25 protein-coding genes are annotated in these 24,229 nt (G+C 66.6%); 13 read left to right on the forward strand and 12 right to left on the reverse strand.

Annotated elements, in window-relative coordinates; genetic code table 11:
- Window positions 1-27: 27 nt before the first annotated feature.
- Window positions 28-234, reverse strand: a complete 207-nt coding sequence (locus ACOGJB_RS15790; protein WP_419838048.1) for a hypothetical protein — start codon at window positions 232-234, stop codon at window positions 28-30.
- 83 nt (window positions 235-317) lie between these two features.
- Between ACOGJB_RS15790 and ACOGJB_RS15795 the strand changes: the two genes are divergently transcribed.
- Complete coding sequence (locus tag ACOGJB_RS15795) at window positions 318-1,787, forward strand: DNA methyltransferase (protein WP_419838049.1); 1,470 nt, start codon at window positions 318-320, stop codon at window positions 1,785-1,787.
- A gap of 91 nt (window positions 1,788-1,878) precedes the next feature.
- On the forward strand, window positions 1,879-2,364 hold the full coding sequence (locus ACOGJB_RS15800; protein ID WP_419838050.1) for a YbaK/EbsC family protein: 486 nt from the start codon (window positions 1,879-1,881) through the stop codon (window positions 2,362-2,364).
- Window positions 2,365-2,549: 185 nt separating this feature from the next.
- Here ACOGJB_RS15800 and ACOGJB_RS15805 read toward each other — a convergent pair whose 3' ends face one another.
- Together ACOGJB_RS15805 and ACOGJB_RS15810 are read right to left on the reverse strand one after the other, a co-directional pair.
- Window positions 2,550-4,922, reverse strand: coding sequence for an MMPL family transporter (locus ACOGJB_RS15805; protein ID WP_419838051.1), 2,373 nt, complete (start codon window positions 4,920-4,922; stop codon window positions 2,550-2,552).
- A gap of 178 nt (window positions 4,923-5,100) precedes the next feature.
- Window positions 5,101-6,744 carry a Ppx/GppA phosphatase family protein gene (locus tag ACOGJB_RS15810; protein WP_419838052.1) on the reverse strand — a complete coding sequence of 548 codons (1,644 nt, stop codon included), beginning with the start codon at window positions 6,742-6,744 and terminating at the stop codon, window positions 5,101-5,103.
- A 198-nt stretch (window positions 6,745-6,942) separates the two neighbouring features.
- Here ACOGJB_RS15810 and ACOGJB_RS15815 point away from each other — a divergent pair, with 198 nt between their 5' ends.
- On the forward strand, window positions 6,943-7,353 hold the full coding sequence (locus ACOGJB_RS15815; RefSeq protein ID WP_419838053.1) for an acyl-CoA thioesterase: 411 nt from the start codon (window positions 6,943-6,945) through the stop codon (window positions 7,351-7,353).
- A gap of 141 nt (window positions 7,354-7,494) precedes the next feature.
- On the opposite strand, the gene ACOGJB_RS15820 is transcribed toward ACOGJB_RS15815, so the two are convergent.
- Window positions 7,495-8,280 carry an SDR family NAD(P)-dependent oxidoreductase gene (locus tag ACOGJB_RS15820; protein ID WP_419838054.1) on the reverse strand — a complete coding sequence of 262 codons (786 nt, stop codon included), beginning with the start codon at window positions 8,278-8,280 and terminating at the stop codon, window positions 7,495-7,497.
- Window positions 8,281-8,485: 205 nt separating this feature from the next.
- Here ACOGJB_RS15820 and ACOGJB_RS15825 point away from each other — a divergent pair, with 205 nt between their 5' ends.
- Window positions 8,486-9,517 (forward strand): zinc-dependent alcohol dehydrogenase, encoded by a 1,032-nt coding sequence (locus tag ACOGJB_RS15825; RefSeq protein ID WP_419838055.1) that lies wholly within the window; start codon window positions 8,486-8,488, stop codon window positions 9,515-9,517.
- 95 nt (window positions 9,518-9,612) lie between these two features.
- Here the strand turns inward: ACOGJB_RS15825 and ACOGJB_RS15830 are convergent, their stop codons facing one another.
- Window positions 9,613-9,957 carry a hypothetical protein gene (locus tag ACOGJB_RS15830; protein ID WP_419838056.1) on the reverse strand — a complete coding sequence of 115 codons (345 nt, stop codon included), beginning with the start codon at window positions 9,955-9,957 and terminating at the stop codon, window positions 9,613-9,615.
- A complete protein-coding gene (locus tag ACOGJB_RS15835; protein ID WP_419838057.1) occupies window positions 9,950-10,165 on the reverse strand; it encodes a hypothetical protein in 216 nt (71 codons plus the stop codon). Before ACOGJB_RS15835 ends, ACOGJB_RS15830 begins: the two co-directional genes overlap by 8 nt.
- Before the next feature lie 327 nt (window positions 10,166-10,492).
- On the opposite strand from ACOGJB_RS15835, the gene ACOGJB_RS15840 reads away from it, so the two are divergent.
- From ACOGJB_RS15840 to ACOGJB_RS15850, 3 genes are all read left to right on the forward strand, one after another.
- Complete coding sequence (locus tag ACOGJB_RS15840; protein WP_419838058.1) at window positions 10,493-12,043, forward strand: acyl-CoA carboxylase subunit beta; 1,551 nt, start codon at window positions 10,493-10,495, stop codon at window positions 12,041-12,043.
- Between the two features lie 103 nt (window positions 12,044-12,146).
- Window positions 12,147-13,397 carry an acyl-CoA dehydrogenase family protein gene (locus tag ACOGJB_RS15845; protein ID WP_419838059.1) on the forward strand — a complete coding sequence of 417 codons (1,251 nt, stop codon included), beginning with the start codon at window positions 12,147-12,149 and terminating at the stop codon, window positions 13,395-13,397.
- 195 nt (window positions 13,398-13,592) lie between these two features.
- Window positions 13,593-14,363 carry an SDR family oxidoreductase gene (locus ACOGJB_RS15850; protein ID WP_419838060.1) on the forward strand — a complete coding sequence of 257 codons (771 nt, stop codon included), beginning with the start codon at window positions 13,593-13,595 and terminating at the stop codon, window positions 14,361-14,363.
- Between the two features lie 80 nt (window positions 14,364-14,443).
- Here ACOGJB_RS15850 and ACOGJB_RS15855 read toward each other — a convergent pair whose 3' ends face one another.
- Together ACOGJB_RS15855 and ACOGJB_RS15860 are read right to left on the reverse strand one after the other, a co-directional pair.
- A complete protein-coding gene (locus ACOGJB_RS15855) occupies window positions 14,444-15,247 on the reverse strand; it encodes an alpha/beta fold hydrolase (RefSeq protein ID WP_419838061.1) in 804 nt (267 codons plus the stop codon).
- Window positions 15,248-15,316: 69 nt separating this feature from the next.
- A complete protein-coding gene (locus ACOGJB_RS15860; RefSeq protein ID WP_419838062.1) occupies window positions 15,317-16,282 on the reverse strand; it encodes a crotonase/enoyl-CoA hydratase family protein in 966 nt (321 codons plus the stop codon).
- A gap of 242 nt (window positions 16,283-16,524) precedes the next feature.
- Between ACOGJB_RS15860 and ACOGJB_RS15865 the strand changes: the two genes are divergently transcribed.
- The gene (locus ACOGJB_RS15865) at window positions 16,525-16,767 is read left to right on the forward strand and encodes a FitA-like ribbon-helix-helix domain-containing protein (protein WP_419838063.1); all 243 of its coding nucleotides are present in this window, start codon (window positions 16,525-16,527) and stop codon (window positions 16,765-16,767) included.
- Between the two features lie 5 nt (window positions 16,768-16,772).
- Window positions 16,773-17,195 carry a PIN domain-containing protein gene (locus ACOGJB_RS15870; RefSeq protein ID WP_419838064.1) on the forward strand — a complete coding sequence of 141 codons (423 nt, stop codon included), beginning with the start codon at window positions 16,773-16,775 and terminating at the stop codon, window positions 17,193-17,195.
- Window positions 17,196-17,316: 121 nt separating this feature from the next.
- On the opposite strand, the gene ACOGJB_RS15875 is transcribed toward ACOGJB_RS15870, so the two are convergent.
- From ACOGJB_RS15875 to ACOGJB_RS15885, 3 genes are all read right to left on the reverse strand, one after another.
- Window positions 17,317-18,333: a molybdopterin-dependent oxidoreductase gene (locus ACOGJB_RS15875; protein WP_419838065.1), complete on the reverse strand. Its 1,017-nt coding sequence runs from the start codon at window positions 18,331-18,333 to the stop codon at window positions 17,317-17,319.
- Between the two features lie 91 nt (window positions 18,334-18,424).
- Window positions 18,425-18,586, reverse strand: coding sequence for a hypothetical protein (locus tag ACOGJB_RS15880; RefSeq protein WP_419838066.1), 162 nt, complete (start codon window positions 18,584-18,586; stop codon window positions 18,425-18,427).
- Between the two features lie 73 nt (window positions 18,587-18,659).
- Window positions 18,660-18,959: a hypothetical protein gene (locus tag ACOGJB_RS15885; RefSeq protein ID WP_419838067.1), complete on the reverse strand. Its 300-nt coding sequence runs from the start codon at window positions 18,957-18,959 to the stop codon at window positions 18,660-18,662.
- Between the two features lie 156 nt (window positions 18,960-19,115).
- On the opposite strand from ACOGJB_RS15885, the gene ACOGJB_RS15890 reads away from it, so the two are divergent.
- Together ACOGJB_RS15890 and ACOGJB_RS15895 are read left to right on the forward strand one after the other, a co-directional pair.
- Window positions 19,116-19,532, forward strand: coding sequence for a type II toxin-antitoxin system VapB family antitoxin (locus ACOGJB_RS15890; RefSeq protein ID WP_419838068.1), 417 nt, complete (start codon window positions 19,116-19,118; stop codon window positions 19,530-19,532).
- Complete coding sequence (locus tag ACOGJB_RS15895) at window positions 19,522-19,944, forward strand: type II toxin-antitoxin system VapC family toxin (protein ID WP_419838069.1); 423 nt, start codon at window positions 19,522-19,524, stop codon at window positions 19,942-19,944. Before ACOGJB_RS15890 ends, ACOGJB_RS15895 begins: the two co-directional genes overlap by 11 nt.
- A gap of 214 nt (window positions 19,945-20,158) precedes the next feature.
- Here the strand turns inward: ACOGJB_RS15895 and ACOGJB_RS15900 are convergent, their stop codons facing one another.
- Window positions 20,159-21,379 carry an HNH endonuclease gene (locus ACOGJB_RS15900; protein ID WP_419838070.1) on the reverse strand — a complete coding sequence of 407 codons (1,221 nt, stop codon included), beginning with the start codon at window positions 21,377-21,379 and terminating at the stop codon, window positions 20,159-20,161.
- A gap of 188 nt (window positions 21,380-21,567) precedes the next feature.
- Here ACOGJB_RS15900 and cas7u point away from each other — a divergent pair, with 188 nt between their 5' ends.
- Together cas7u and csb2 are read left to right on the forward strand one after the other, a co-directional pair.
- On the forward strand, window positions 21,568-22,767 hold the full coding sequence (cas7u, locus tag ACOGJB_RS15905) for a type I-U CRISPR-associated RAMP protein Csb1/Cas7u (RefSeq protein WP_419838071.1): 1,200 nt from the start codon (window positions 21,568-21,570) through the stop codon (window positions 22,765-22,767).
- Window positions 22,767-24,212 carry a type I-U CRISPR-associated protein Csb2 gene (gene csb2 / locus ACOGJB_RS15910; RefSeq protein WP_419838072.1) on the forward strand — a complete coding sequence of 482 codons (1,446 nt, stop codon included), beginning with the start codon at window positions 22,767-22,769 and terminating at the stop codon, window positions 24,210-24,212. The genes cas7u and csb2 overlap by 1 nt, the downstream gene beginning before the upstream one ends.
- Window positions 24,213-24,229 lie beyond the last annotated feature (17 nt).

Below are 24,229 nucleotides of genomic sequence, written 5' to 3' on the forward strand. Positions count from 1 at the left end.
CGGCGGGCCGGTCTTGGGTCCGCACGCTCATGGGCTTGTGACGCCATCTCGCAGCCACTCGAAGACCAGGTCGGGGGTTGCCTGTGACACCCGGCTGTCATACTGACGGCCATGCAGCACGTCCTTGGGCGCGACCACCTTGGCCAAGGGCGCAACGTGCTCCTCTCGGGCCGAATGGCCAGTCTCGAGCTTGAGAACTTGCTTGTTGCCGCCCCGACTCTCTTGGGGAGTCATGTCAACACAGCACTCACGGGCGACTGCATCTCCCCTGACCCCTGGGGAGCTCCGCAACCTCTCCGTTGCCCCAGTCCGCAAGCATGATGCCCGATCCGAACTTTGCCAATCGCACCCTGTGGATCGATGACAACCTCCGGGTGCTGCGCGGCATCAACAGCGCGTGCATCGACCTGATCGTGACCGACCCGCCGTTCAACTCCAAGCGTTTCTACAACGCACCCTTGGGTTCGGAGGCCGCCGGTGCCCAGTTCGACGACACATGGACGATGGACAGCCAGAAAGATGATTGGGCCGACCTCCAAGAGGCGGCGGATCCGGCTCTCTTCCATACTGTCGTTGGAGCTGGGCTGTCAGCCGGTGAGCCAATGCAGGCCTATTTGTCGTTCATAGCGCCTCGGCTCATTGAGCTTCACCGCATTCTCAAGCCGGCTGGCAGTCTCTATCTGCACTGCGACGCGCACGCCAGCCACTACCTCAAGCAGCTCCTCGATTGCATCTTCGGCTCGCGTTACCTCAATGAGATCGTTTGGAAGCGCACCAGCACCAAGTCGCTGGGAACCAGGCGATATGCACGAGACAGCGACCGGATCCTCTTCTACTCGAAGTCTTCGACATTCACTTGGAACCAGCAGTACCGACCTCACGATCCTGACTACGTGGAGGGAAATTACCGTCACAACGACGGCGACGGACTCGGCGCCTATGCCACAGAGCAACTGACTGGCGGGAAGGCCGGCGGGGCGCTGGCGTACGAAGCGTTCAAGGGTGCCCTGCCGTCGAAGGGGCGTGCATGGGCGCCGCCGCGCCGAGACAAGTTCCCATCAGAGGCCGCCGACAAGCTGCCTGACAATTATGAGGACCTCGACGTCCTCGCGAAGTGTGCCGCTCTGGACGACGCTGGGCTGCTGTATTGGACCAGGAACGGCGTTCCCCGCTACAAGAGCTACTTGTCGACGAAGCAGGGAATCCCTGCCAGCGACATCATCGCCCACATACCCGCTGTCTCCGGCAATGAGGCGACAGGGTGGCCGACGCAGAAGCCGCTTGCGCTCTATGAGCACTTCATCGCTGCGTCGTCCGACCCTGACGATCTGGTGTTTGATCCGTTCGCTGGATGCGCTACGACGATGGTGGCCGCCGAACGACTCGGTCGGCGCTGGGCCGGGGTTGACGTCGATGAAGTCGCGACCGGCATCACCCTCAAGCGGCTGCAGCAGCATTCCGACGGGACAGCGTTCTTGGACCTGTCCACACAGACTGTCAATCTTCCCAAGAACCCGCCGCAGCGCACAGACCCCGATGCCCCACGCCGGTCGCGCAACATACGGGCGATCTGCTGGCAGCGTCTCGGCACCGGCGACCGCCGTGCCTGTCCCGGCTGCGACCGAGCCAAGTATTACGACGATTTCCATCTTGATCACATCGTTCCTCGAAGCAAGAACGGTCCCGACACAGACGAGAACCTGCATCTGCTGTGTGGGGCATGCAATGGCCGCAAGGGCAACCGGCTCACGATGAGCGAGTTGCGCGCCTCATGGGGGCTGGCATAGCGGATGGACACGGGATCGGTGTCGCAGCCGGTAACGGTGCCGTTGTCGGCGTCAGCTTGAAATCGAAACGTGCCCCGATATCTTGCGGCGCATGACTGAGGCCGGGCGCAGAATGGGCGCTCGTGAGCGGTTCCTTGCGGGCGCGGAGGAAGCGGGAATGGCACCGGAGATCCTGCGATTTCCCGAGGGCACCCGTACCGCCGAGCAGGCGGCTGCTGCGGTCGGCTGCGAACTCGGGCAGATCGTCAAATCGCTCGTGTTTCTGTGCGACGGCGATGCGGTTTTGGCGTTGACCTCGGGTGCCAACCGAGTCGACACCAAGCGGCTCGGAGAGCTGCTCGGCGGCACCATCAGCCGCGCTGACGCTGACGGTGTGCGGGAAGCCACGGGTTATGCGATCGGCGGCACGCCACCGTTCGGCCATGCGCGACAGATGCGGGCCGTGGTGGACCCTGCGCTGCTGGCCTTCGAGACCGTGTGGGCGGCGGCCGGCACGCCGGACACCGTGTTCGAGCTGGCGCCCGACGAGCTAGTGCGCGCCAGCGGCGCCGAGGTCGGCGACTTCGCCGCTGGCTGAACATTCGGTGAGAATCTGGGACCGTTCGGCGAAGGCGACCCTGCAACACGGGCTGCGATCACTAGGGGGGAGGGTCGCATCGCGCGGTTGGCGACCCGTTGGCCGCTGCGCGGTCGCTTCTGGCGCTTCATTGCCGGTGTATCGGCGCTGCCGGTCACAGTGCTCCTCGTGCTGTCCGTGGTCGCTCAGGCCCCCTTGCCGAGCGATGCGCCAGCCCGGTCCGGGTCGCCGCTCGTCGCCGGTTCGGACGCTCGCTCGGGCAGCTCGCCCTCGACGCGCAGGTTGGGGATGATGCGGTCGAGCCAAGCGGGTAGCCACCAGTTGCGGGTGCCGAGCAGCTCCATGGTGGAGGGCACGATCAGCATGCGCACCACGGTTGCGTCAAACGCGATGGCGGCTGCCAGTCCGAAGCCGAAGAGCTTGATGACCCGGTTGTCCTCCAGCACGAAGCTGCCGAACACCACGACCATGATGGCGGCCGCGGCGGTGATGACCCGGGCGGTCGCAGCCAGCCCGTCGGCAACCGAGTTGACCGGGTCGCCGGTGCGCTCGTATTCCTCTTTCATGCGCGACAGCAGGAAGACCTCGTAATCCATCGAAAGGCCGAACAGGATTGCGAACAGCATCATCGGGATGAAGGGCTCGATGGGCGCCCCTTCGATGCCGAACAGGCTGCCCAGCCATCCCCACTGGAAGATGGCGACGACGACGCCATAGGCAGCACCGATCGACAGCATGTTCATCACGACGGCCTTGAGCGGCACCACCAGCGACCTGAACACCGCCATCAGCAGCAGGAACGAGGCACCGAGCACCGCGGCAAAGAAGATCAGCATCCGCTGCGCCAAGTAGTCGCTGAAGTCGATCCCGAATGCCACGCCGCCGCCGACATTCGCTGAGACAGTCGTCCCGGCGAGCGCAGTCGGGAGCACGTCGCCGCGCAGCCGCTCGACGAGATCTTCGGTGGCGACGTCCTGCGGGCCGGTGGTCGGCTGCACCCGGATCAACACGGCACCGCCGTCTGGACTCGGAATCGGCGGCGACACCATGGCCACTCCGTCGGTGCCGCGCACGGCATCGGCGAGCGCTCCCATCGACGCTGTGTCGTCCGGCTGCGGTGTCTCGGCGACGATGAGCAGCGGGCCGTTGGCGCCGGGGCCGAAGCCCTCCGCGAGCAGGTCGTAGGCCTGCCGTGTCGAGCTCTCGGGCGGAAAATTGCCCTCGTCGGAGAACCCTAGGCGCAGGCCCAGAACTGGCGCCGCCAGCAGCAACAGCAGGGCGACGCCGCCGAGAGCGCCTGTCCACGGCCGTGCCTGCACCATGCGGCTGAGCCGGTACCACGAGGTCTCGCGTAGTGCCTTGGGGGGCCGCTGCTGTATGACCCGGCGCAGCGGATTGCGGTTCTTGACGAACGATCCGGCGATGATCACTGCCACCGCAGCAGGGATGCCGGCCAGCAGCGGCATGATGCCGAGGCCGAACCCCAGCAGGGCTAGCGCGACCAGCGCCGACGCGGCAATGCCGCGCACCTTGATGGTGCCTAAGCGCCCGCCGACGAGCCCCAGCACCGCAGGCAGCAGCGTGATCGACCCCGCCATCACGATGGCGACCGTCACCGCTGCGGAGATGCCTAGGCCGGACACGAACGGCAGGCCCACCAGCAGCAGGCCCAGCAGCGACAGCACCACCGTGGCGCCGGCGAACACCACCGAGCGTCCGGCCGAGTCCAGCGCCGCTGCGGCGGCATCGGCAAGGTCAAGCCCGTCTCGCACCCACTCGCGGAAGCGGTTGATGATGAACAGCGCGTAGTCGATGCCGACGCCGATGCCGATCATGACGCCGATCGTCGATGCGAAGTCGGGAACCGTTGCGATGTTGCTGATGATGACGATGCCCATCGCGCCGATGCCCACGCCGAGCAGCGCGGTGCCGACGGTCACGCCCATCGCAACCACCGAGCCGACTGCCGCTATCAGCACGAAGATGGCAAAGGCGAGGCCAATCGCTTCTGTCTCGGGGGGCTCCTGCTCGGAGAGCCACGCTCCGCCGATGTGCACGTTTACGCCGGGCAGATCCCGCAGCCCGCTGGAATCGATGACGTGGTCGATGTCGGCGCGCAGTGCGAGTGATTCGTCGACGTTGAATCCGGGCGCGGTCTCGACGTCGGCGTAGGCGATGCGCCCCGCTGCCGGCCCGGCCGGGGCGATGCGATGCGCGCCCCCGGGCTCGTAGGGCGACCCGACGGAGACGTCGGCGATCGCGTCCACCTCGGCGAGCAGCGACGTCATCGCGACACGTATCTCGGGGTCGTCGACACCGGCGTCGGCGCCCGTGGCATCGAGGACGATCGTGCCGCTGACGCGCGAGCCCACGTTGCCGAAGTGCTCTCCGAGGATGTCCGCGGCCCGACCGCTCTCGGAGTCGGGGGTCGACAGCTCGGCGCCGAACGACGGGCCCAGTCCGCCGGCGACGATGCCGACGGCGACGGCGGTCAGCAGCCAGGCCGACAGGACGCGCCACGGATGTCCGAAGCACCACTTGCCGAGTGCCTTGTACATGAGTCATGTCCTTGCGTAGGGGGAGTGCTGCGCGTGCTGAGTGGGTTTGTCGAGGTCCGCGCGGCCCGAGGCCGACTCGGCGACGGGTCTGTGCGGCAACTGACCGGCCCTGTCGGCCGAACGTCTGATTCCAGCGCTCGAAGGGGTCAGCCGGGCAAGCTACCGCCCTCGCGGATGGCTACAGCCGAATCATCGTGTCTGCGGTTCCGGTCGCACCATTCGTCGGGTGAGTTGCCCTGCCAGACTCGGCCACTTCGACGTCGATCACCACCGAGCGCCCGGCGACTGCTTCGAGCAGTTCGCTGCGGGCGCCGGCGGTGAAGAGTTCGACCGAGGTGTCGACGTCGGGCGCGACGCGAGCAACCAACCGCAGTTCGCCATTGAGCTGACCGCCGGACAGACCGGGATTGCTTGCGACGCGTACCCGTGTCACGACTTGTCGGTTGGAGCGGTCCAGGCCGATGGCGACGCGCAGCATTGCCGCCATCCATCGCACCTTGTTCTTGTCAGCGGAGCTGAGCGAGGCGAAGTCGGCGTGCTTGGACTTGGGTGCGCTCTTGCGGTGGTACCGGGCCACTTGGGCGATGATCTCGATCTCGCGCTCTGTGAAGCCGGTCAGATGCTCGCTGTTGCGGATGATGTAGTAGCTGTGGCGGTGGTGGGCGCTGTGCGAGATGAAGATTCCCACGTTGTGCAGCAGCGAGGCTGCTTCGAAGAGCTCTCGATCCTCGGGGCCGAGCCCATGGCGCGGACCCAGCCCGTCGAACAACTCGAGTGCCAGGTCGGTGATGTGCTCGGCGTGGCGCAGGTCCTCGTGGTAGCTGTTCGCCACGTACATCACGCTCGACCGCCGCAGGTCCTCAAGCCGGTGGAACGGGTCGAGCTCGGGTGTCGCAGCGCGCCGGATCTGTTCGAACAAGATGCCCTCGCGCAATGCGAAGTCGGATACCTCCATGCGCTCGATGCCCAGCAGCTCGAATGTCTCGGACAGGAGCAGGGCGCCGCCCACGATGATGTCGGCCCGACGCTCCTCGAGGCCCTCGATGTCCATGCGGCGGTCCGGCGTGGACGCAGCCACAAGATCGGCTGTCAGCGCCTTGAGTTCCTTTGCGGTGAACGACAGCCGGCCGGTGCGGCTGTCGCGGTCGCCGCGCCGGATCGCGCATATACGCGCGAGGGCGGTGATGGTTCCTGACGAGCCGACTGCGGTCTCGTACCCGAGCCTGGCGATTTCCGCGGGGAGGTGACCGAGGAACGAGTCGATATAGCCGCGGCACTCCCGCACTGTGCGCTTGCGCGTACGGCCTTCGGGGAAGAACCGGTCGGTCAGCCGGATCGAACCCAGCTTGAGGCTGCGCAGCAGCAGCGGTTCTGCGCCGTCGCCGAGGATGAACTCGGTGGACCCGCCGCCGATGTCGATGACCAGGTGGCGCTTGTCGAGCAGCGGGATGGCCCCCAGCACACCAAGGTGGATCAGCCTGGCCTCCTCGACACCCGAGACGACCTCGATGTCGACGCCGGCCTCGGCAACAGCCCTCGCCACGAACTCGCCCCGGTTGTCGGCCTCGCGTACCGCGCTTGTAGCGACCGCCGTGACGGATGCTGCGCCGGTGTGATCGGCGATGCGCCGCATGCGGTCGAGTGCCGCAATGCCCCGGTCCATGGCATCGGAGGTGAGGCGCTTCATGTCCTCGCCGCCCGAGCCGAGCCGCACTGGCTCGCGCTCGCGGGTCAGGACCTCGAAGCGGCCATCGGGGTCGACCGATGCGACGACGAGGTGGAACGAATTCGTTCCCACGTCGATCGCTGCGATGACGCTCACGTATGGCAACGCTAGCCCTGAGCCTCGGCGCCTCTGCTGTTGCGTCCGTTCTTGGCACAAATTTCGTCGCTATGCGAACATTATTGTGCCAAGAACGAACGCCGGCGAGGCCAGTGCGTGGCACCGGAGGCGGTCAGGGCTCGTCGTGCGGTTCTGCGTTGACATCGGCGGCGGCCATCGTGCCGTAGCGTTCCGACGATGGCGACCCACACGACCATGATCGTGCCGCGCTTCGGCGAACTGGACCCCTACAACCATGTGAACCACGCGGTCTATGTGGCGTATTTCGAAGCGGCCCGCTGCCTGGCCCTGGAATCTGCCGACCTGGCTCTGCCGGACCTGTCGGATCAGAACGTCCAGATCGTGGTGACCAACCTGGAGGTCAGGTTCCGGGAACCCGCCACGGCGAGGGACACGCTGCGGGTGGAGACCGAGTTGGCGGAGCGTCGCCGCGCGAGCACCCGCTGGCAGCAGCGGATCATCCGCGAATCCGACGATGCAGTGCTGGTGGAGGGCTTCTTGAAGGCGGCCATCTGCGACAACGACGGCAAGCCTCGCCGCCCGCCTCCTGATCTGATGGACAAGCTCGGCGCGCTGACCCCCGGCTGACGAGCAGCGCGGTTTGGTGCGCCCGCTACGGAGGCGGCAGGCCCCTCTGCTCCAGCGATCCAGCAGGTCGCAACGTCGCAGAGTTTCCTGCCGCCTCCGCAGCTATGGCATCTGTGTCGAGAAGTTCGAGTCCCAAGGGTTTCAGACCACCGGCGACAGGCCGCCGTCGATGTTGATCGCGGTGCCGGTGACGTAGCTGGCGGCGTCGCTGGCGAGGAACAGGGCCAGGTTGGCGAATTCCTGGGCGTCGCCCATGCGCCCTGCGGGGATGCGATCGCCGACGGCTCTCGTGAATTCCTCGAAGGTCTTGTCGCGAACGTCGCGCTGCCAGCGAGTGAACCACTGGTGGCTGACCAGCAGGCCGGTGTTGAGCGCGTTCACCAGCACGCCGTCGCCGGCGTACTCCGATGCCAGGGCCTTGGTCATGGCCATGCCCGCTGCACGGCTGACCGATGTGGGGCATGAGCGTGCGCTGGGCGCCTTCGCTTCGGCGTTGAGCGTGTTGAGGATGCGGCCCCAGCGTTGGTCGCGCATGTGGGGCAGGCACAACCGGCACAGCCGGATCGCCGAGAACAGCTTCAGGTCGAAATCGTCCTGCCAGCTCTCATCGGTGATCTCCAGGAACGGTTGTGCGTTGGAGGTGCCGGAGTTGTTGACGAGCACGTCGATGGGTCCGCATTCGGCGACTGCCTCGCCGTGAGCCCGAGCGATCTCGCCGGCGTCCCTCACGTCGGCGGAGATGGCTGCGTGCGGAGCGTCAGGGTTCGCCGCCTGCATGGCGGACAGGGTCTCGCCCAGCGCGGATCTGTCGCGGGCAACCACGGCCACCGAAGCCCCAGCGGTTGCAAACGTCTCGGCCATGGCGCGGCCCAAGCCGCGGCTGCCGCCGGTGATGAGTGCTGTGCGGCCATCAAGTCTCAATTCCATACGCGCACCATATTTGCGGGCGCTGCCCTGCGCTGTGTCGGTGCGCGGTGTCGCGCTGAGGAGCCGCGCGGGTGGGTGTGCCCGCTGTGGCATCTGTGCCTACTGGTCCGAGCCCACATTTGCGGGCGCTGTCTGGCGCTGTGTGGAGAATTGCCGACCACGGTGGCCCGGCGCAATTGGACCAGTCGTGCGCGACGATGTGCCCATGCGGACGGGATTGGTGACCGGCAAGGAACAATTCGAGCTGCGGGAGGTCGATGAGCCGACGCCCGGGCCGGGCGAGGCATTGATCGAGATCTCGCTCTGCGGGATCTGCGGCAGCGATGTGCATGCCTATGCCGAGGGCTGGCAGTACGCGCCCGGCATCTGCGGCCACGAATGGGTCGGCAACATCGTCGCCACCGATGCCGACGTTCGGGTGGTGGACGTCGGCGACCGCGTCACGGGCGGGCTGGCGCCGGGCTGCGGTCGGTGCCCCGAGTGCCGGGCCGATCACCCTGCCTACTGCGCGACGGCGCGCTCGTACTACATCGGCGACAAAGCGCCGGTTTCGGGCGGCTTCGCGCCGTTCATGGCGGCAAGCGCAGATCGGCTGGTGCGTGTGCCCGACGAGCTCACCGACGACGACGCGGCGGTGATCGAGCCCGCCTCAGTGGCCTTGCACGCAGTGCGTCGCAGCCGCTTGCGGGCCGGTGACGTGGCGTGCATCGTCGGCTGCGGCCCGATCGGCCTGCTGGTCGCGCAGTGTGCTCGCCTTGCAGGCGCAGGGACGGTGATCGCGATAGAGCCAGACGCTCAGCGGCGTGACCTCGCGCTCAGCCTCGGTGCCGACATCGCGGTCGAACCGGGCGCGCCGATGCGAGAGGCAGTGAACGAAGCCACGGCCGGTCTGCGTGCCGACATCGCCTTCGACTGCGCCGGCATCCCGCAGACCATCCAGCAGTCGGTGGACATGGTGCGGTACGGCGGCTCGGTCTGCATCGTCGGCGTCACGGGCAGCGACGCCACGATCCGGCCGAACCGCTGGCTGTTCAAGGAGGTCTCGGTGGACACCTCGCTGGCATTCACCATCGACGAGATGCGCGCAGCGGCCGGCTTCATCGCTGACGGCCGGATCAGCGTGGCGCCGCTCGTGAACGGCACGCTCACCCTCGACGACCTGCCTCAGACGATCGACGATCTCGCCGCTCGGCGCAATACGGCCATCAAGCTGCTGGTGAACCCCACCGCCGGCTAGCAGGTTGAGCCCCGGGCCCGAGCGGCCCGCAAGCGAAGCGAGTCAGAGTGGGAAGCACAGGGCGGAGCAGCGGCCCGAGCGGCCCGTCGAGACAGTCAGCTCGACGTCTGCTCGCGCGATGGCGTGGTCGGAGCGCAGGCCGCCAGCGTCTCGTGCAATGTCGTCAACCGTCGCCGCTCGTGTTCAGGAATGTCCTTGTTCCTGTCGTACTTGCCGTAGACCTCGGCATAGTTCGGCGCGCCCCCCGCGGCGAGCACCCGGTCGATCTCAGCAGCGGGAACGGCGACGCGGCCGTCGGGATCGGGACCGCCCACGATCTCTCCCCACTCGATCATGCAGTAGATGTCGAACAGTTCGACCCCGAGTCGATCCGCGGCTTGCCGAGCACGGATCGGGCGGTCATCGCCCGTCAGATGGCGCATCGTGGGCGGCCTAGCCATGCTGATCCCCGTTCATCTCCAATATGTCGGCGAGCTCTTCCCAGAGCTTACGCGTGACCAGGGTGATCGCCCGCTCGACGAGAGCTTGCTGATTCCTGCCCTGAGCTGCGTCCGCAGCGATGTCCAACGCCTCGAGCACCCATTTCGTCTCGTGACGCGTCAGCCAGATGCCTTCGGGAAGGACTGCGAGAGTACCCGGCGGAATCATGAGATTGAAATATACTGAAATGTACGATTGAATGAAATGGATTATGAGGGTGCAACGGGCGCAGGGCACAGTTGCGCCCGACAACCTGCCTCAGGCGATCGACGATTTCGCCGCTCGGCGCAATACGGAGATCAAGTTGCTGGTAGATCCCACCGCTGGCTGAACGAGTGGCGCAGCGGGTCGCGCATAGCCATTCGCAGCACTCCCAGGCGTGCTGCCCGGCGCCCTGAGGCAGTGTTGGAACTGGGCACGTACGCTCTTCGGCGGTCGGCGTTATGAAGGCGAACGACCGCCATCGGGCCGAATCGGGTGGCGGCGGGGGTTGAGATGAGCTGGGAGCCTGAGATTGCCGAGCTGAGGCGTCGCGAGGCATTCGCCGAAGCGCTCGGCGGGCCCGACAAGGTCGAGCGGCAGCACTTCTTCGGCAAGATGACCGTGCGCGAGCGCGTCGACGCCGTGGCCGACAAGGGTTCGTTCCACGAGATCGGCAAGACCGCCGGCGTCGCCGAGTACGACGACCACGGCAAGCTCGTCAATCTGACGCCGTCGAACTTCATCTTCGGCCTCGCCCGCATCGACGACCGCCCCGTCATCTTGTCGGGTGACGACTTCACCGTGCGAGGCGGCTCGTCGGACGCCACTATTCCCGAGAAGCGCAACGCTGCCGAATCCATGGCCTACGAGATGCGCCTGCCGCACATCCGGCTGGTGGACGGCATGGGCGGCGGCGGGTCGGTCAAGTCCATCGAGATGGCAGGCCGCACCTACATCCCCGAGCTGCGCGGCTGGGACGTCATTGTGAACCACCTCTCGGTAGCGCCGTCGGTGTCGCTGGCGCTGGGCTCGGTGGCCGGCATCGGCGCCGCCCGAGTGGCCACGGCGCACTACTCGGTCATCGTGCGCGACACCGCGCAGATGATGATTGCCGGGCCGGCGCTCGTCGAGCAGGCATCGCTGGGCGATCACGGCAAGGAAGAACTGGGCCACGCCGACATTCACACGGCCAACGGCGCCATCGACGACGTGGTCGACAGCGAAGCCGAGGCTTTCGAACGCGCACGGCAGTTCCTGTCGTACCTCCCTTCGAACATCGACGAGCTGCCTGAGCGGGTGCGCAGCGGCGACAGCCCGCAGCGCCGCGACGACGAGCTGATCTCGATCGTGCCCCGCGAGCCGCGCCGGGTCTACAAGATGCGCTCGATCATCGAATCGGTGTGCGACCAGGGCAGCTTCTTCGAGATCGGCAGCCGCTGGGGACGTTCGGTCATCACCGGGCTGGCGCGCCTCGACGGGTGGCCGGTGGCGATCTTCGGCGAAGATCCCTACGTATACGGCGGCGGCTGGACTGCTGACAGCTGCCGCAAGCTGATCCGCCTGCTCGACACGGCTTCCACGTTTCACCTGCCTGTGGTGCACCTTGCCGACTGCCCGGGCTTCTTGATCGGCAAGGAATCCGAGGAGAGCGGGACGATCCGGTTCGGATCTGCCGCGCTGGCTGCGCTCGGGCAGCTCACCGCGCCGTTCGCCTGTGTGGTCATCCGCAAGGCCTTCGGGGTCGCGGGCGCCGCCAACAACAAGCCGGGCGCCCGCAGCTACCGGGTTGCCTGGCCGTCGGGTGACTGGGGTTCGCTGCCCATCGAGGGTGGCCTCGAGGTGGCCTACAAGCAGGATCTTGCGGACAGCGACACCCCCGACGAATTGCTGTCGGAGATCAGAGATCGGCTCAACAGCGTCCGCTCGCCGCACCGCTCAGCGGAGTTCTTCGAGATCGAGGAGATCATCGACCCCCGCGATACCCGTCCGGTGCTGTGCGAGTGGGTCGACCTGGCCCGCCGTTCCCTGAAGCCCGGCCCCAGTACGTTCGGCTACCGGCCGTAGCCGAACCATTGGGCGCGGCGGCTACCGGCCCTGAGCCTTCCCACCGGTCGCGTGGCAGACTCAGCAGCGAGCTGAGCCGTATCTCAAGCAGGGGAGCGCAACGATGGATCCCACCTACACCGAAGAGGCCGAGGACTACCGCGAGAAGATCGAGGCGTTCCTCGCCGAGCACCTGCCGGCCAACTGGGGCGGCATGGGATCTCTCGACGAAGACGCCCGCGACCAGTTCGTGACCGAATGGCGAGCCCTGCTGTCGGAGAATCAGCTGCTGGCCGTGTCGTGGCCGGTCGAATACGGCGGCGCCGGGCTCAGCGAAGTCGAGCGCATCGTCATGGCCGAGGAGTTCGCGAAGGCAGGCGTTCCGGTCGGCGGCGACAACGACGGCTTCAGCATCACGATGGTCGGCAACGCCATCATCGAGTGCGGCACCGAGGAGCAGAAGCGCCACTTCCTGCCCAAGATCATCTCGGGCGAGCACCGCTGGTGCCAGGGCTACAGCGAGCCCGACAGCGGCTCGGATCTCGCCAACTTGGGCACCCGTGCCGTCCTCGACGGCGACGAGTGGGTGATCAACGGCCAGAAGATCTGGACGTCCAGCGGCCACACTGCCAACTGGATTTTCGTGCTGTGCCGCACCAACCCCGGCGAGGCCAAGCACCGCGGCATCTCATTCCTGCTGGTTCCCGTCGATCAGCCCGGCGTCGAGATGCGCCCGATCATCAATATCAACAATCGCCACGACTTCAATGAAGTGTTCTTCACCGATGCCAAGACGGCCAAGGAGAACGTGGTCGGCGATGTGAACGACGGCTGGCGGGTGGCGAATGTGCTGCTCGGCTTCGAGCGTGGCCACGGTGCCACCACCGACGCACTCCGCTTCCGCGACGAGCTCAACCGCATCACCGCCGTCGCTGTCGAGCGAGGCGCCACCGCCGATCCGCTCGTGCGTCAGGACCTCGCCCGGGCGCACGCCAAGGTCGAGATCATGAAGTGGATGGGCCAGCGCAACGTGACCAACGTGCTGGCCGGCGAACCCCCCGGTCCGGAGTCGTCGTTGCACAAGCTGCTGTGGAGCGAGTACCACCACTGGATCACCGAGTTCTCGATGGACCTGCTGGGCATGGAGGCGACGGCGCCCAGCGGCCATCCTTCCGTGAATGGCATCAACACCGACGCGGTGGGGGCGGAGTTCTCCTCGCTGTCGTGGGTGCAGACGTTCATGGGCGCGCGGCCCGGGACGATCTATGCGGGCACCTCGGAGGTGCAGCGCAACATTGTCGGCGACCGGGTGCTCGGGCTGCCGCGCGAGCCACGCGCCGACGGCGGTCCGTGGAACGAGATCGGCAAGAACTGAGGCTGAGCCGGCAGGCGAAGCCGTGGCCCGAGCGGCCCGTGAGCCCAATCGCATGAGCACGGGGAACAAGAGCGGAGAACAATGGGTTCGGCAGCGAGAAGGTTTGACAGGCTGAGCTAGCGCCGATGGGTCAGAATTTGACCTGCACGAGCGAGGCGCGCACGCGCACACACCTACGACTGAAGGGGTCTGGGCATGGAACTGCGACTGGATGGCAAGACTGCGCTGGTGACCGGCGGCTCGGCCGGCATCGGCAAGGGCATTGCGAAGGCGTTCGCCGATGCGGGCGCGAACGTGATGATCACGAGCCGCAAGGCCGACAAGTGCGAGGCCGCCGTTGCCGACATCGGCGGCGAGTGCGACTTCATCGCTGCGCACATCGGCCATCTCGACCAGGCCGAGCGGGTGCTGGGCGGGACCATCGAGCGCTACGGCTCGCTGGACATCCTGGTGAACAACGCGGCAACCAACCCGTGGGCTGGCCCCATGATCGACTGCGACGTGCCGCGGCTCGACAAGACCTACGAGGTGAACCTGCGAGCGCCGCTGCAGTGGACCCAGACGGCGTGGCAGATGTGGATGGCCGAGCACGGCGGCTCTGTCATCAACATCGCCTCGGTGGGCGGCCATCACACCTCTGAGGCGCTCGGCGTGTACTGCATGTTCAAAGACGCGCTCATGCACATGACCCGCCAGCTCGCGGCCGAGCTGGGGCCGAAGGTTCGCGTCAATTGCATCGCTCCGGGGCTGATCCGCACCGACTTTGCGCGGGTGCTCTGGGATGGGCCGCGCGGCAAGATGATCGCCGACCAGCTGCCGATGAAGCGTCTCGGCGAGCCGTCTGACATCGGCGAGGCAGCACTGTTCCTGTCGGCGGCCGCGACCTGGCTGACCGGCCACGTCATGGACATCGACGGCGGCGAATGCGTCAAGATCGCCGGAGAGCTGCCGCTCGAAGACGGCTGAGCCGGCCTGCCTTGACCCAGCCTCAGGCCGCCAGTCAGATGCCGTCCACGACTTTGCCGATGCTCGGCTCAGCTTGGGCCTCATCTGGTTCCGGCGAATCCAGGCAGGGTTGTCAGCCAGTCGGCGACGGCTCGGGGGTTTTCGGTCATGGCGTTGTGGCCGAGCCCGACGAAGACGTGAGGCGCTGTGACTGCTGCTGCGTGAGGATTGGTTGCTGCGGCTGAGGACAGATCCATGTGATGCGCTGGCGCCACCAGCGGATCGTGTTCGCCGAGCGCCATCACGACGGCGCATTTCGCCGCGGGCAGCAATGCAGCAAGGTCGGGCGGGCCGACTCCCACGGTGGCCGGGTCCTGAGCGGTGCGCCAGGGCAGTTCCTGGCCCGAGTCGCTGGCCACGCCGGCGTCGATGGCCGCCTCCAGGCGCGGATCGTCGGCCGGGATGACGCCGAACAGGCCCGACAGCTTCAAGAACCACTCAGCGGCTGCTTGGCGGTCATCGAATCTTCGCGGCGGCCGGGCAGCGAGACCGTCGATGCGAGCCAGCTCTTCGTCGGACCAGCGGATCTTGACGCCGATCGCGGCGACCGACGCCGGGACCGGACCGAACCAGCCTGACGCCAGTGCGAGCGCAACGGCGCCACCCATGGAGTGCCCGGCAACGGCGTAGGGCGCCCCGTTGTAGTCACGGTGCAGCACCTCTGCGACGTCGGCAGCCATGGCCCCGAACGAGTAGTGGCCGGTCCACGGGGCTCGCCCGTGCCCTCGGAAGTCTGGCGCCAGCACTGAAATGCCCCGAGCGCTGAGCAGCTCGGCCACGACGTCCCACACATGGCGATTGGCGCCGAGGCCGTGCAGCAGGACCACGACAGGCGGTTCAGTCATCGGTGCACCTCCGGTCCGGCCGGCGCTGCGGGCGGCCGCTGCGGGCAGTGCCGTGCCGGCCCCGGGCGCTCATCGGGGCCGCTCCCCGTAGTCGCTGTGGGGTGCGTCGCGCTCGGCGATGACTTGGCGGAAGCCTTTCGTCTCGAAGTCCTCCACCCAGCGGTAGGCCTCCTCGGTGTGCCGGGTGACGCCGTCAAAGAATGTGCCGAGCAGCTGGCTCGTGCGCAGGCCCATGTTCTCGAATGCCTGGTTGACGAGCAGCTTGTTGAGAGCGAGCTGGTTTGCTGGGATGTGCGCGAGCCGGCGGGCAAACGCTGCCACCTGATCGCTGAGTTCGTCGGGCGGGTGTACGTAGGCGACCAGTCCGATGCGATGGGCGGTATCGGCATCGATGGCGTCACCCGACAGCAGGAACTGCTTGGCGTGCTCGAGGCCCAGCCGGTACACCCACATCATCGTCGTGGGCGTGCCGTATATGCGGGACGGGGCGTAGCCGATGTGCGCGTCAGAGGCCATGAACAGCAGGTCGCAGCACAAGACCATGTCGGTGGCACCGCCGATTGCCCAGCCGTGAATCTGCCCGAGCACGGGCTTGGGGCACTCCCAGATCTTCATGAACCGCTTCACGTTGTGGCCCATGAACTGCCAGTCGCGCACCGGGTCCCACGCGCCTTCACGGGGCTTGGGGCCGGGCGCGCTGTAGGGGCTGCCCCACGAGTCGTACAGGTCCTGCGAGCTGCCTGTGGCATTGCCGTGGCTGCCGCCACGGGTGGTGCCCCCGCCGGGGTTGAGGTCGTAGCCGGCGGTGAGCGTGGGACCGTTGCCGCGGAGCACGATCGAGCGAACCTGCCTCGATGCTGTCGCCCGATCGATGCCGTCTGCAACGCCGGCGATGACGCTCTCGGTCAGCGTGTTCATGCGCTCGGGCCGATTCAGCGTGATGAACGCCACCGTGTCGATCTCGTCGTACAGCACCACCGGCTCTGGCTCGTTGGTGCCCCCGGCGCCCCCAGCCGCTCCCGTGTCGGAATTCATCGCGCGGACGCTAGCTGCGCACGTGCTCCACCTACTCCAGCGGGGTGCGTCGGATGCTGCCTGAGTTCGGTCTGGCGGCGCCAGATTCCTCGCCGATCTTCCCGCCTTCCTGGACGCCTCGGCTCGACCAGAAATGGCGCGGCTCGCTCGTGTGTGCGTCTCTATTCCGCCCTGCTGCCGAACTCAGTATGATTGCGATGCAATCACCCGCGAGAGCTGCACAAGAACTTGGGGTTGGACCATTGGCGAGCATCACGATTCGGAACCTCGACGAGCGAGTCAAGACCGGACTGCGCGTGCGAGCGGCGGTGCACGGCTGCTCGATGGAGGAGGAAGTCCGGCGGATTCTCCGCGTCGCGGTGGAGGATGACGCCGCGCCGGCGGATCTCGTCGCGTCGATTCGGGCACGTGTCGAGCCGTTCGGTGGCGTGGAGCTGACGTTGCCATCACGTGAGCCGGTGCGCGAACCTCCCCGGCTCGGCTAGGCGGCATGTTCGTCCTGGACACCAACGTCGTCTCAGAGCTGATTCGCCCCACGCCAGAACCGTCGGTGACAGCCTGGGTGGCAGGCCAAGCGGCGTCTTCGCTGTTCCTGACCGCCGTGAACGAGGCGGAGCTTCGTTTCGGTGTCGCCATCATGACGACGGGTGCGCGCCGCGAAGCAGTGAGCGCGGCGATAGACGCGCTGCTGCGAGAGGACTTCGCTGGTCGGATTCTTCCCTTCGACAGCGACGCTGCAGTTGCCTACGCCACGCTTGCTGCGAGACGTCGGGCCGCTGGTCGTCCCGTCGCCCAGGCAGACGCCCAGATCGCTGCGATCGCGGCAGTCAACGCCATGGCTGTCGTCACGCGGAACACAGCCGACTTCGTGGAAACGGGCGTCGACATCGTGAATCCTTGGCCAGCTGGCTAAGACGGTCCCGGTGACGCGCCGAGCGTGTCGATGCGCTTCTGCACCATCTCGGTCCGTTCGATCTCGTCAATTGCCATGGTGTACCGATCCTCAGTATCCGCCATTCATTGAGTGACGCCTGTCATTCCGCCGGGAAGGGGAGCTGGAGCCACCATGGACGGTTGACGGCTTGGATGCTGCTCACCCACTTGACCCACCAGAAGCCCCGCCGGCCAGGTGCCACCAACCGCACCGGGGCACCGTGACCGCGGCGCAACGGTTCGCCGCCGTAGCCGACGGCCAAGTACAGGTTGGCCGCGTCGCGAGCGGGGAACAGGCGGCTGTAGCCGGTCAGTGATGTGACTTCCAGCGTGGGCTCATCTGACGGTGGCAGCAGTTCGGCCAGCGGTACTGCGTCCCACGCCTGTCGGCTCCACCACCCGCCGGTGCAGTCGAGGTCGGCCGTCACCGGCGCGGCTCGGTCACGCAGGCTCTCGATCGCCACCGGTTCGCCTGCAACCGTCAGCTCCCAGTCCGACGCGACCACCCGGGGCGATGAATCGTTGAGCCACATGGTCGTCGGCATCTCAGCGGGCTTGAACGAAGCGACCTCGTGTGAGCCGGTGAAGCGCCGGTTATCGCCTACCGCGAACTGCTGGATCCAGTAGGCAGCGCCTGCGGCTGCCAATGCAATGCCTCCGCCGACGAACGCCCTGCGGTCGAGGTCGGCGACGGTGGGGCGACCCGGTCGGCTGACGATGTGCCACACCAGCAGCGGAGCCACGAACGCGACCAGCAGAACGTGGGTCCACAGCGCCGACCAGTAGCCCACCCCGTGCCACAGCCCGGTCGCGTGCAGCACGCCGAGGACGACCGTGGCGGTGACCAAAGCGCCGAGCAACATCGACAGCCACCGGGTCGCTCGGCGGCGCTTCAATCCGGTGCGCACCGAGCCCCGGAGCTTGGCCGGTGCCAGTGCCAGCAGGCTGAGGCCGGCGAGGGCGTGGGCGATCGTCAACCAGCGCCCCCAGTCGGTGCCCACTGCCCACGATGCCAGCCCGGTCCCCGCGGCCACCGTCGCCGCGATGCCCAGCAGCAGGTCCACGCGCCGAGCAGTGAGCCATGTGCCGATTCTCAACTCTGGGCGAACTGCGGGCACAACGCCATCAGAGCACGTTGTCGTCGAGCGACACACAGGAACCCTGCCGATCGGCTGCGACCTGCTTGGCGAGCGTCGGCTTGCCGGACTGTCACGCTCCGTGGAGCATCACCGCACGGGAGGTGTCGAGCGCGTTCAGGACGGCCTGACGGGCATGACGTTCGACACATGGCAGATCCGCAGCCATGCCGACCCCCCACAGCCTCCACTCGAGCCAGCGAAATTTGCCTTCTGCCGACTCGTTGTCGTTCATTCTGCCGTCGGTGAATCAGACACTCTGCCGTGGATGAAGCGAACAGACGGCCGTCCTTCGCCAAGCCGGCAGTTCAGGTGAGCGCTGTGATGGTGAGCGGTACCCAGATCGTCAGCATGAAGCCGGCCATGGTGACCATGAGCATCCGAGTTTGGCGCGCCAGCGCGGAGTCGACGTAACTGCGCATTCGCGCCTCGGAGGCGGCCAGGTCGTCCTTGGTGGCCAAGAAGTCGGTGCCGTCGGGGTAGACGCACTTCATGAGGGTGGCGGCCGGTGTTTCGCCGAGTGTGTCGATGAGCTTCTGCACCATCTCGGTCCGTTCGATCTCGTCGATTGCCATCGAGTGTTCCTGCGCAGTGTAGATGTGGTCCATGGGCCGCTTCTGACGGCCGCCGAAGGCAGGCAGCACTGAGCGCCGGGGCTACGAACGTACGCGAACAAGCGGTACAGCCCAAGCGAATTGCCGCGGTGCGGTCTGGCCAGCAAGTCGCCCGTGCCGGGCCATCGGCTGTTGGTGTACGATTGGTGTATGGCGAGGACGAACATCGACATCGACGACGAGGCCTGCGGTCGGGTGATGCGTCGATACGGTCTTCGGACCAAGCGCGAGGCGGTGAACCTGGCGCTGCGCAACCTCGACATCGAGCCGATGTGCCTCAACGAGACTCACTTGGCACAGGACGCCGGCGAGCACCTCGATCTCGGCGACGAATGCGTCGCCAAGCTGGAGAGGCTCCAGACCACGGCGAGGATGACCGCGAGCGAGATCATCGGATGGGGCATCGAGATGGTGGAGCGGTGGCACGCCGAGCATTGCCGGGAACGACTCGACGCTGTCCTCGCGAGCGGGTTCGTCGGCAGCCTGAATGCGGCCCCGTCCGATCTCGCCCAGAGCCACCGCCGGTACTTGGAGGCTTCGTTCGGCGCACCGGGCGATGCTGGCTGACACCGGCTACTGGCTCGCCTTGGCCAATCCGCGTGATGATTGGCACCGCGCTGCGGTGGCCGCCACGCGCCAGCTCGCCGAGCCGCTGGTGGTGACATGGCCGGTCGTCACCGAGACCTGCCACCTCCTCGGTCGTTACGGCGGGACGAACGCGCAGACGGTCTTCCTCGACCTGCTGCGTGACAGTGTGGAGATCCGTGCGCAGGGCATCGGCCATCTGTCGTCGATCAGCGAATTGATCGCCAAGTACCGGGACCTCCCGATGGATCTCGCCGATGCCTCGTTGGTCGTCGCAGCGTCCGAGCTGAGAGACGGCCGCATTCTCTCGACCGACGAGCGCGACTTCGGCATCTATCGCTGGGGCACCGCCGAGCCGTTCGACAACCTGCTCCCAGCATTCAGGAGTCCGTGACGTCCGCTCGGGACCGCTTCGACCAGTCCGAGTCCTATGCGGGCCTGTCAGACGCTCCCTTGTCAAGCGGCGATTGCGAAGGTTGCTTTCGGAGGGGAAGGGCTGCGAGGGTTGCTTTCGGAGGGGAAGGGCGTCGCCTCGCTGCATGCAGTCTGTGATGCCGAACGTCGGCGCTCGAGCCGGGTGACGGGGACCCGTGACCCCGCCGCGCCGCTCAAGCCGGCGGCGCCCTGGAGTCGGCGCTGTTGGAGGTTGCTGAGGGCGATGCAGGAGCGCACAATTCGTAGCGGCCCGCGCAGGGCTTGGGTTCGACCGTGTGGCCGTGGTCGTGGATCTTGTGGTGGCAGTCGTTGCAGACCAGCACCAGATTGTCGTAGTCGGTACGGCCGCCGTGCTGCCATTCGACGATGTGGTGAGCCTGGCAGTAGTCGGGCGACATGTCGCAGCCGATGCATCCTTGGTCGCGCAGTGCGAGCGCGGCGCGTTGCAGATCGGTGGCTGTGCGACGGCTGCGTCCCATGCGCAGGTCGCCGGTTGCGTGGTTGAAGATCGCCGGCAGCACCTGCGCATCGGCGGCGATGGGGCCCAGTTCGCTGATGGGGATGGGGGTGCCATCGGACAGTCGGGCGTTGGTGAGCTCGTGGTTCACTGCGTCGTAGTCGGCGACGACCAGCAGCGAGGTACCTGCGGGACGGGCGGTGTCGGGCTCGAGGATCAGCATTGCGATCGCATCTGCTGTGCGTTGGGAGTGCGAGGGCCGCGACCTGGGGTCTTCGTTGCTGTAGAGGCGCCGCTCTGCTGCGGCGATCACCGTGGCCAATCGGGCGCCGGTGACGGGGTCGAATTGGGCGTTGAGCACCACCATGCCGTCGTGGCGGCTGGTGAAGATCTTCCCTGAGCGGGCTTGACGCTGCCGCTCCAGCAGGGAGGCGCCGTCATCGCTGCTCGCCTCAGCCTGGTGGCGGGCAACGGTGCGGCGGAACTCGTCGTAGCCCTCCCGTTGCGCTCGCTCGGCCAACCATGCTTCGTCGATCGGACCCTCAGTCGATGCGCGGGCAATCAACTTCGCGTTCCCCTCCGGAATCGTGCCGTCTTCGAGACCGCTGCGCGTCGCGTCGAGGCCGCCGAGCGCAACGCTCAGCTTCACATCGCTGCGCGCCGCCCGCCCCGAGATTCTCAGTGTGTCCTTGGCTGTCTGTTCGGCTGTCGCAGCGTCGGTGCGGCGCGTCAGCTCGCGCAGCGTCTCGGCGTGCAGCGCCGTCAAAGCCGACGTTGCCCGGCCGATCTCGGCCAGCCGGCGATGCAACGCCGCATCGGACAGTTCGGACACCGTCACCGCATCGACCCGTACGCCGACGCCAGCAGACGCCCCATGCGGTGCGTCCGCAGCAGGGGAGGCACCGCTGAAACACCGGTCGCTGCTGTCCGTTTCCATGAGAACAACCGTACGAGGGGGCTGTGACACGAACCGGCAATGAGGCGTGACCACGGGCCGCGTAGCAGGACAACTCGGCCGCAGCGGATCGCCACGGCGGGTGTCCATCCGCATTCGTGTAACACCCCGTCATTACTGTCGCTTCTGCGAGTTGCGGTCGAATTGGAGCAACGAGGAGAGGAACATTTGTGACTAATCAACTGGAATATGAGCGACTTCTGCATGGCTGCAGGGATGACTCGTTCGACGACGGACTCTTGATCGAAGCTGAACTCGAACCTGTCGCTGGGTCTGGGGGCACCGTGAAGCCCGCCGTGTACGAAGGTGGCAGATACCAGACTGATCGTCGCTGGGCTTCGCCATCCGACGCTGTGCCGCAGGACGTCGTCGTGATCGACAACGTGCCGTCGCAGGCCAACCGTCATGAGGAGCAGTTGCGCATGGATCGTGCAGCATCCGGGCTGCCGGAGTTGCTGCTTGACCTGTCCGACATGGCCAATCTGCCGTCGCATCTGCCTCGTGTGATCTCCAGTTTCCAGTTCCCGCATCGCAATGCTGACGCGTACCTACGCGACGCCCTGTGCGACGGTGTGGAGTTTTCGAAGACGAACTTGGGAAGGGCGATCTTCCATGCAACCGCCTCTGAAGCGGGACCCCTGGCGGCATGGTTTCCTCAAGCGTTGCTGTACGGATTCTGGCAGTCGCATCTCGGCAAGAAGCGGACTCAGGCCAAGCACGCCCGTGCGTGGGTCTCGGAGATCATCGGTTGGCAGCCCGCTTCGCGTGATACGAGGGTGATGGGCCTGAAGGGCGACCCGCTCAATCTGAGCATCGATGAGGCCGTGATGCACGATCCGAATGACTATGTGGTGTGGGAGTTCGGCACCAAGAAAGCCGACGGCGCGGAGAAGAAGACCAAGCTGTCCGAACTCGGCCACGGTCAGGTTCCGTTCATGTCTCAGACCGACGGCGCGCCTGCCGGGGTGTCGTTTCGCCGTGTCACTCAGCGAGCATCGCTCTCGCTGGCGCAGTTGAGGCGGGTAAGCATGGGTTCGGGTTCCGCCGATGCAGATGCGGCTGTCCGAGCGCTGGTGGCGGCAATCGGGCTGCACGCCCACACGCTGGCGTTCGGGCGCGGCTTCGCTCTCAGGTCGGGAGCGGAGTTACGCACGGCGAGAGCGACCGTCACATGGCTTGGTGCCGATGGCGACCAACCGGTGGAACTCGGTGGCATTGATGCGACGCGAGCATTGCTGGGGGCAGCTAAGGCGGCGGCGCGAGATGCGTCGGTGCCGATGGACGGATGGGATGCTGATCCCTTGCGGCTGACGCCGAGTGATCGACTCCGCAAGGCTGTCGTCTCGTCTTGGCCGGATCTGGCTGACTGATGCTCAGCGTCACGGTCGAGTTTCTTCACGGCACATTCCGAGCCGACCCAGACGGTACTGCGCATACGGGCAGGCTCGAACATGGCGAATGGCCGCCGTCGCCGTCGCGACTCTTCGCCGCTTTCGTAGCTGCCGACGGCACGCGCGATCGGTGTCGTCACACCAGCGGTGCGGAGTTGAGCGTGTTCGTCGGTGCGCCTCCGCCGGTCATACGGGCGAGCACTGCCAGCGAAGTTCACCATCAGCGTCTCCAGCCGCGATTCATCGTGAAACAGGAAGGCAAGGCCCACGGGGGAACGCAGCAGGAATACGTGGGCCGTATCGCGGTCGAGGTCCGCCCCGGGGTGCGGGTGAGTGCGCGTCATCCCCGAGTGCAGTACTGCTGGCCGATCGAAGTCGGTGAGGACGATTTCCGTGCCCTGCAGGTGCGAGCCGCGCGCATCGGGTACTTGGGCTGTGCAGACTCGCCCGTTCGGGTCCGCGTCACTGACGCCGATGCAGAAGCGAGGCTGGTGCCTACGACGGCGTTTGAGCCTGACCCGAGCGGGGAGGTCGCAATCAGCGTTCCTGCCGCAGGTCACCTTGAGGCGCTCGATGCGGCATTTGACGAATGGACGGCCGAGGGGGGATCGGTGGGCCGTTCGCAGTTTCCGGCATTGATCAACAAGGAGCGATATCGATCCCCGGGCGCGGCCAGCACGCCTTCGGCGAAAGGGGGTGTGGCGGTAACGATGGTGCTGCGCCCGGCAGTGTCCGCCCGGCGCATTTCGCAGGTGACTGCGACGTTCAAGGCTGCCGTTTTGAAGCACTACCAAGCCGTTCATGGAGAGCCGCTGCCCGAGTTGCACGGCCACGGGTTCGGCTCGACCGGTTACGACACTGCCCGCTACTTGGCACTTCCAGATGTCGGCCATGCGCATGCCAAGGGACGCATCCACGGCGTGGCTCTTTGGCTGCCTGCCACGGCACCGGATGGCCTCGCTGCTGCGGTGCGTGCGGCTGCGGCTCGGATCGCGCGCTTGGACGGCACGGGAATCAACGTCGGCGTCGAGATGTGGGATGGCCAGCGACGGCCGGGGTCGGTGCGCCCGTCGCGCTGGTCTGGGCCCGCCCAGCACTGGGTGTCAGTCTTCCCGGCCATTCACGAGCGTCACCGGCAGGTGACGCTGGCCGAGGTTTCCCGCTGGTGCGCCAATGCCGGGTTGCCCGCCCCGGTCGCCGTTCGCAATTCCCGGAGCCCGCTCATTGCGGGCGCAGCGCGACTTGCATCGGTCGAAGTGCATCGGCAGGGGCGACCGAAGCGGCCGTTTTCGCATTTCGAGCTGTGGTTCGACGAGCCAATCTCCGGACCGGTGGTGATCGGTTCAGGGCGCCAGCGCGGCTTCGGGCTGTGTCTGCCGCTTGGCCCGCCGACAGCGGCGCAGCCCAGGAGCCATCGTGGTTAGCCCATCGCAGGGCGTTG

It is taken from the genome of Candidatus Poriferisodalis sp. (genome assembly GCF_965208895.1).
Classification (GTDB): Bacteria; Actinomycetota; Acidimicrobiia; order Acidimicrobiales; family Poriferisodalaceae; genus Poriferisodalis.

Excerpts from the sequence above, each read along its gene's own strand:
- ACOGJB_RS15820 (WP_419838054.1), bottom strand. The coding sequence starts at position 8,280 with ATGGAATTGAGACTTGATGGCCGCACAGCACTCATCACCGGCGGCAGC.
- ACOGJB_RS15870 (WP_419838064.1), top strand. The coding sequence starts at position 16,773 with ATGTTCGTCCTGGACACCAACGTCGTCTCAGAGCTGATTCGCCCCACG.
- ACOGJB_RS15880 (WP_419838066.1), bottom strand. The coding sequence starts at position 18,586 with ATGAACGACAACGAGTCGGCAGAAGGCAAATTTCGCTGGCTCGAGTGG.
- ACOGJB_RS15855 (WP_419838061.1), bottom strand. The coding sequence starts at position 15,247 with ATGACTGAACCGCCTGTCGTGGTCCTGCTGCACGGCCTCGGCGCCAAT.
- ACOGJB_RS15845 (WP_419838059.1), top strand. The coding sequence starts at position 12,147 with ATGGATCCCACCTACACCGAAGAGGCCGAGGACTACCGCGAGAAGATC.
- ACOGJB_RS15805 (WP_419838051.1), bottom strand. The coding sequence starts at position 4,922 with ATGTACAAGGCACTCGGCAAGTGGTGCTTCGGACATCCGTGGCGCGTC.
- ACOGJB_RS15825 (WP_419838055.1), top strand. The coding sequence starts at position 8,486 with ATGCGGACGGGATTGGTGACCGGCAAGGAACAATTCGAGCTGCGGGAG.
- ACOGJB_RS15840 (WP_419838058.1), top strand. The coding sequence starts at position 10,493 with ATGAGCTGGGAGCCTGAGATTGCCGAGCTGAGGCGTCGCGAGGCATTC.
- ACOGJB_RS15890 (WP_419838068.1), top strand. The coding sequence starts at position 19,116 with ATGGCGAGGACGAACATCGACATCGACGACGAGGCCTGCGGTCGGGTG.
- ACOGJB_RS15895 (WP_419838069.1), top strand. The coding sequence starts at position 19,522 with ATGCTGGCTGACACCGGCTACTGGCTCGCCTTGGCCAATCCGCGTGAT.
- csb2 (WP_419838072.1), top strand. The coding sequence starts at position 22,767 with ATGCTCAGCGTCACGGTCGAGTTTCTTCACGGCACATTCCGAGCCGAC.
- ACOGJB_RS15815 (WP_419838053.1), top strand. The coding sequence starts at position 6,943 with ATGGCGACCCACACGACCATGATCGTGCCGCGCTTCGGCGAACTGGAC.
- ACOGJB_RS15795 (WP_419838049.1), top strand. The coding sequence starts at position 318 with ATGATGCCCGATCCGAACTTTGCCAATCGCACCCTGTGGATCGATGAC.
- ACOGJB_RS15835 (WP_419838057.1), bottom strand. The coding sequence starts at position 10,165 with ATGATTCCGCCGGGTACTCTCGCAGTCCTTCCCGAAGGCATCTGGCTG.
- ACOGJB_RS15885 (WP_419838067.1), bottom strand. The coding sequence starts at position 18,959 with ATGGACCACATCTACACTGCGCAGGAACACTCGATGGCAATCGACGAG.
- ACOGJB_RS15790 (WP_419838048.1), bottom strand. The coding sequence starts at position 234 with ATGACTCCCCAAGAGAGTCGGGGCGGCAACAAGCAAGTTCTCAAGCTC.
- ACOGJB_RS15800 (WP_419838050.1), top strand. The coding sequence starts at position 1,879 with ATGACTGAGGCCGGGCGCAGAATGGGCGCTCGTGAGCGGTTCCTTGCG.
- ACOGJB_RS15900 (WP_419838070.1), bottom strand. The coding sequence starts at position 21,379 with ATGGAAACGGACAGCAGCGACCGGTGTTTCAGCGGTGCCTCCCCTGCT.
- ACOGJB_RS15830 (WP_419838056.1), bottom strand. The coding sequence starts at position 9,957 with ATGGCTAGGCCGCCCACGATGCGCCATCTGACGGGCGATGACCGCCCG.
- ACOGJB_RS15860 (WP_419838062.1), bottom strand. The coding sequence starts at position 16,282 with ATGAATTCCGACACGGGAGCGGCTGGGGGCGCCGGGGGCACCAACGAG.
- ACOGJB_RS15850 (WP_419838060.1), top strand. The coding sequence starts at position 13,593 with ATGGAACTGCGACTGGATGGCAAGACTGCGCTGGTGACCGGCGGCTCG.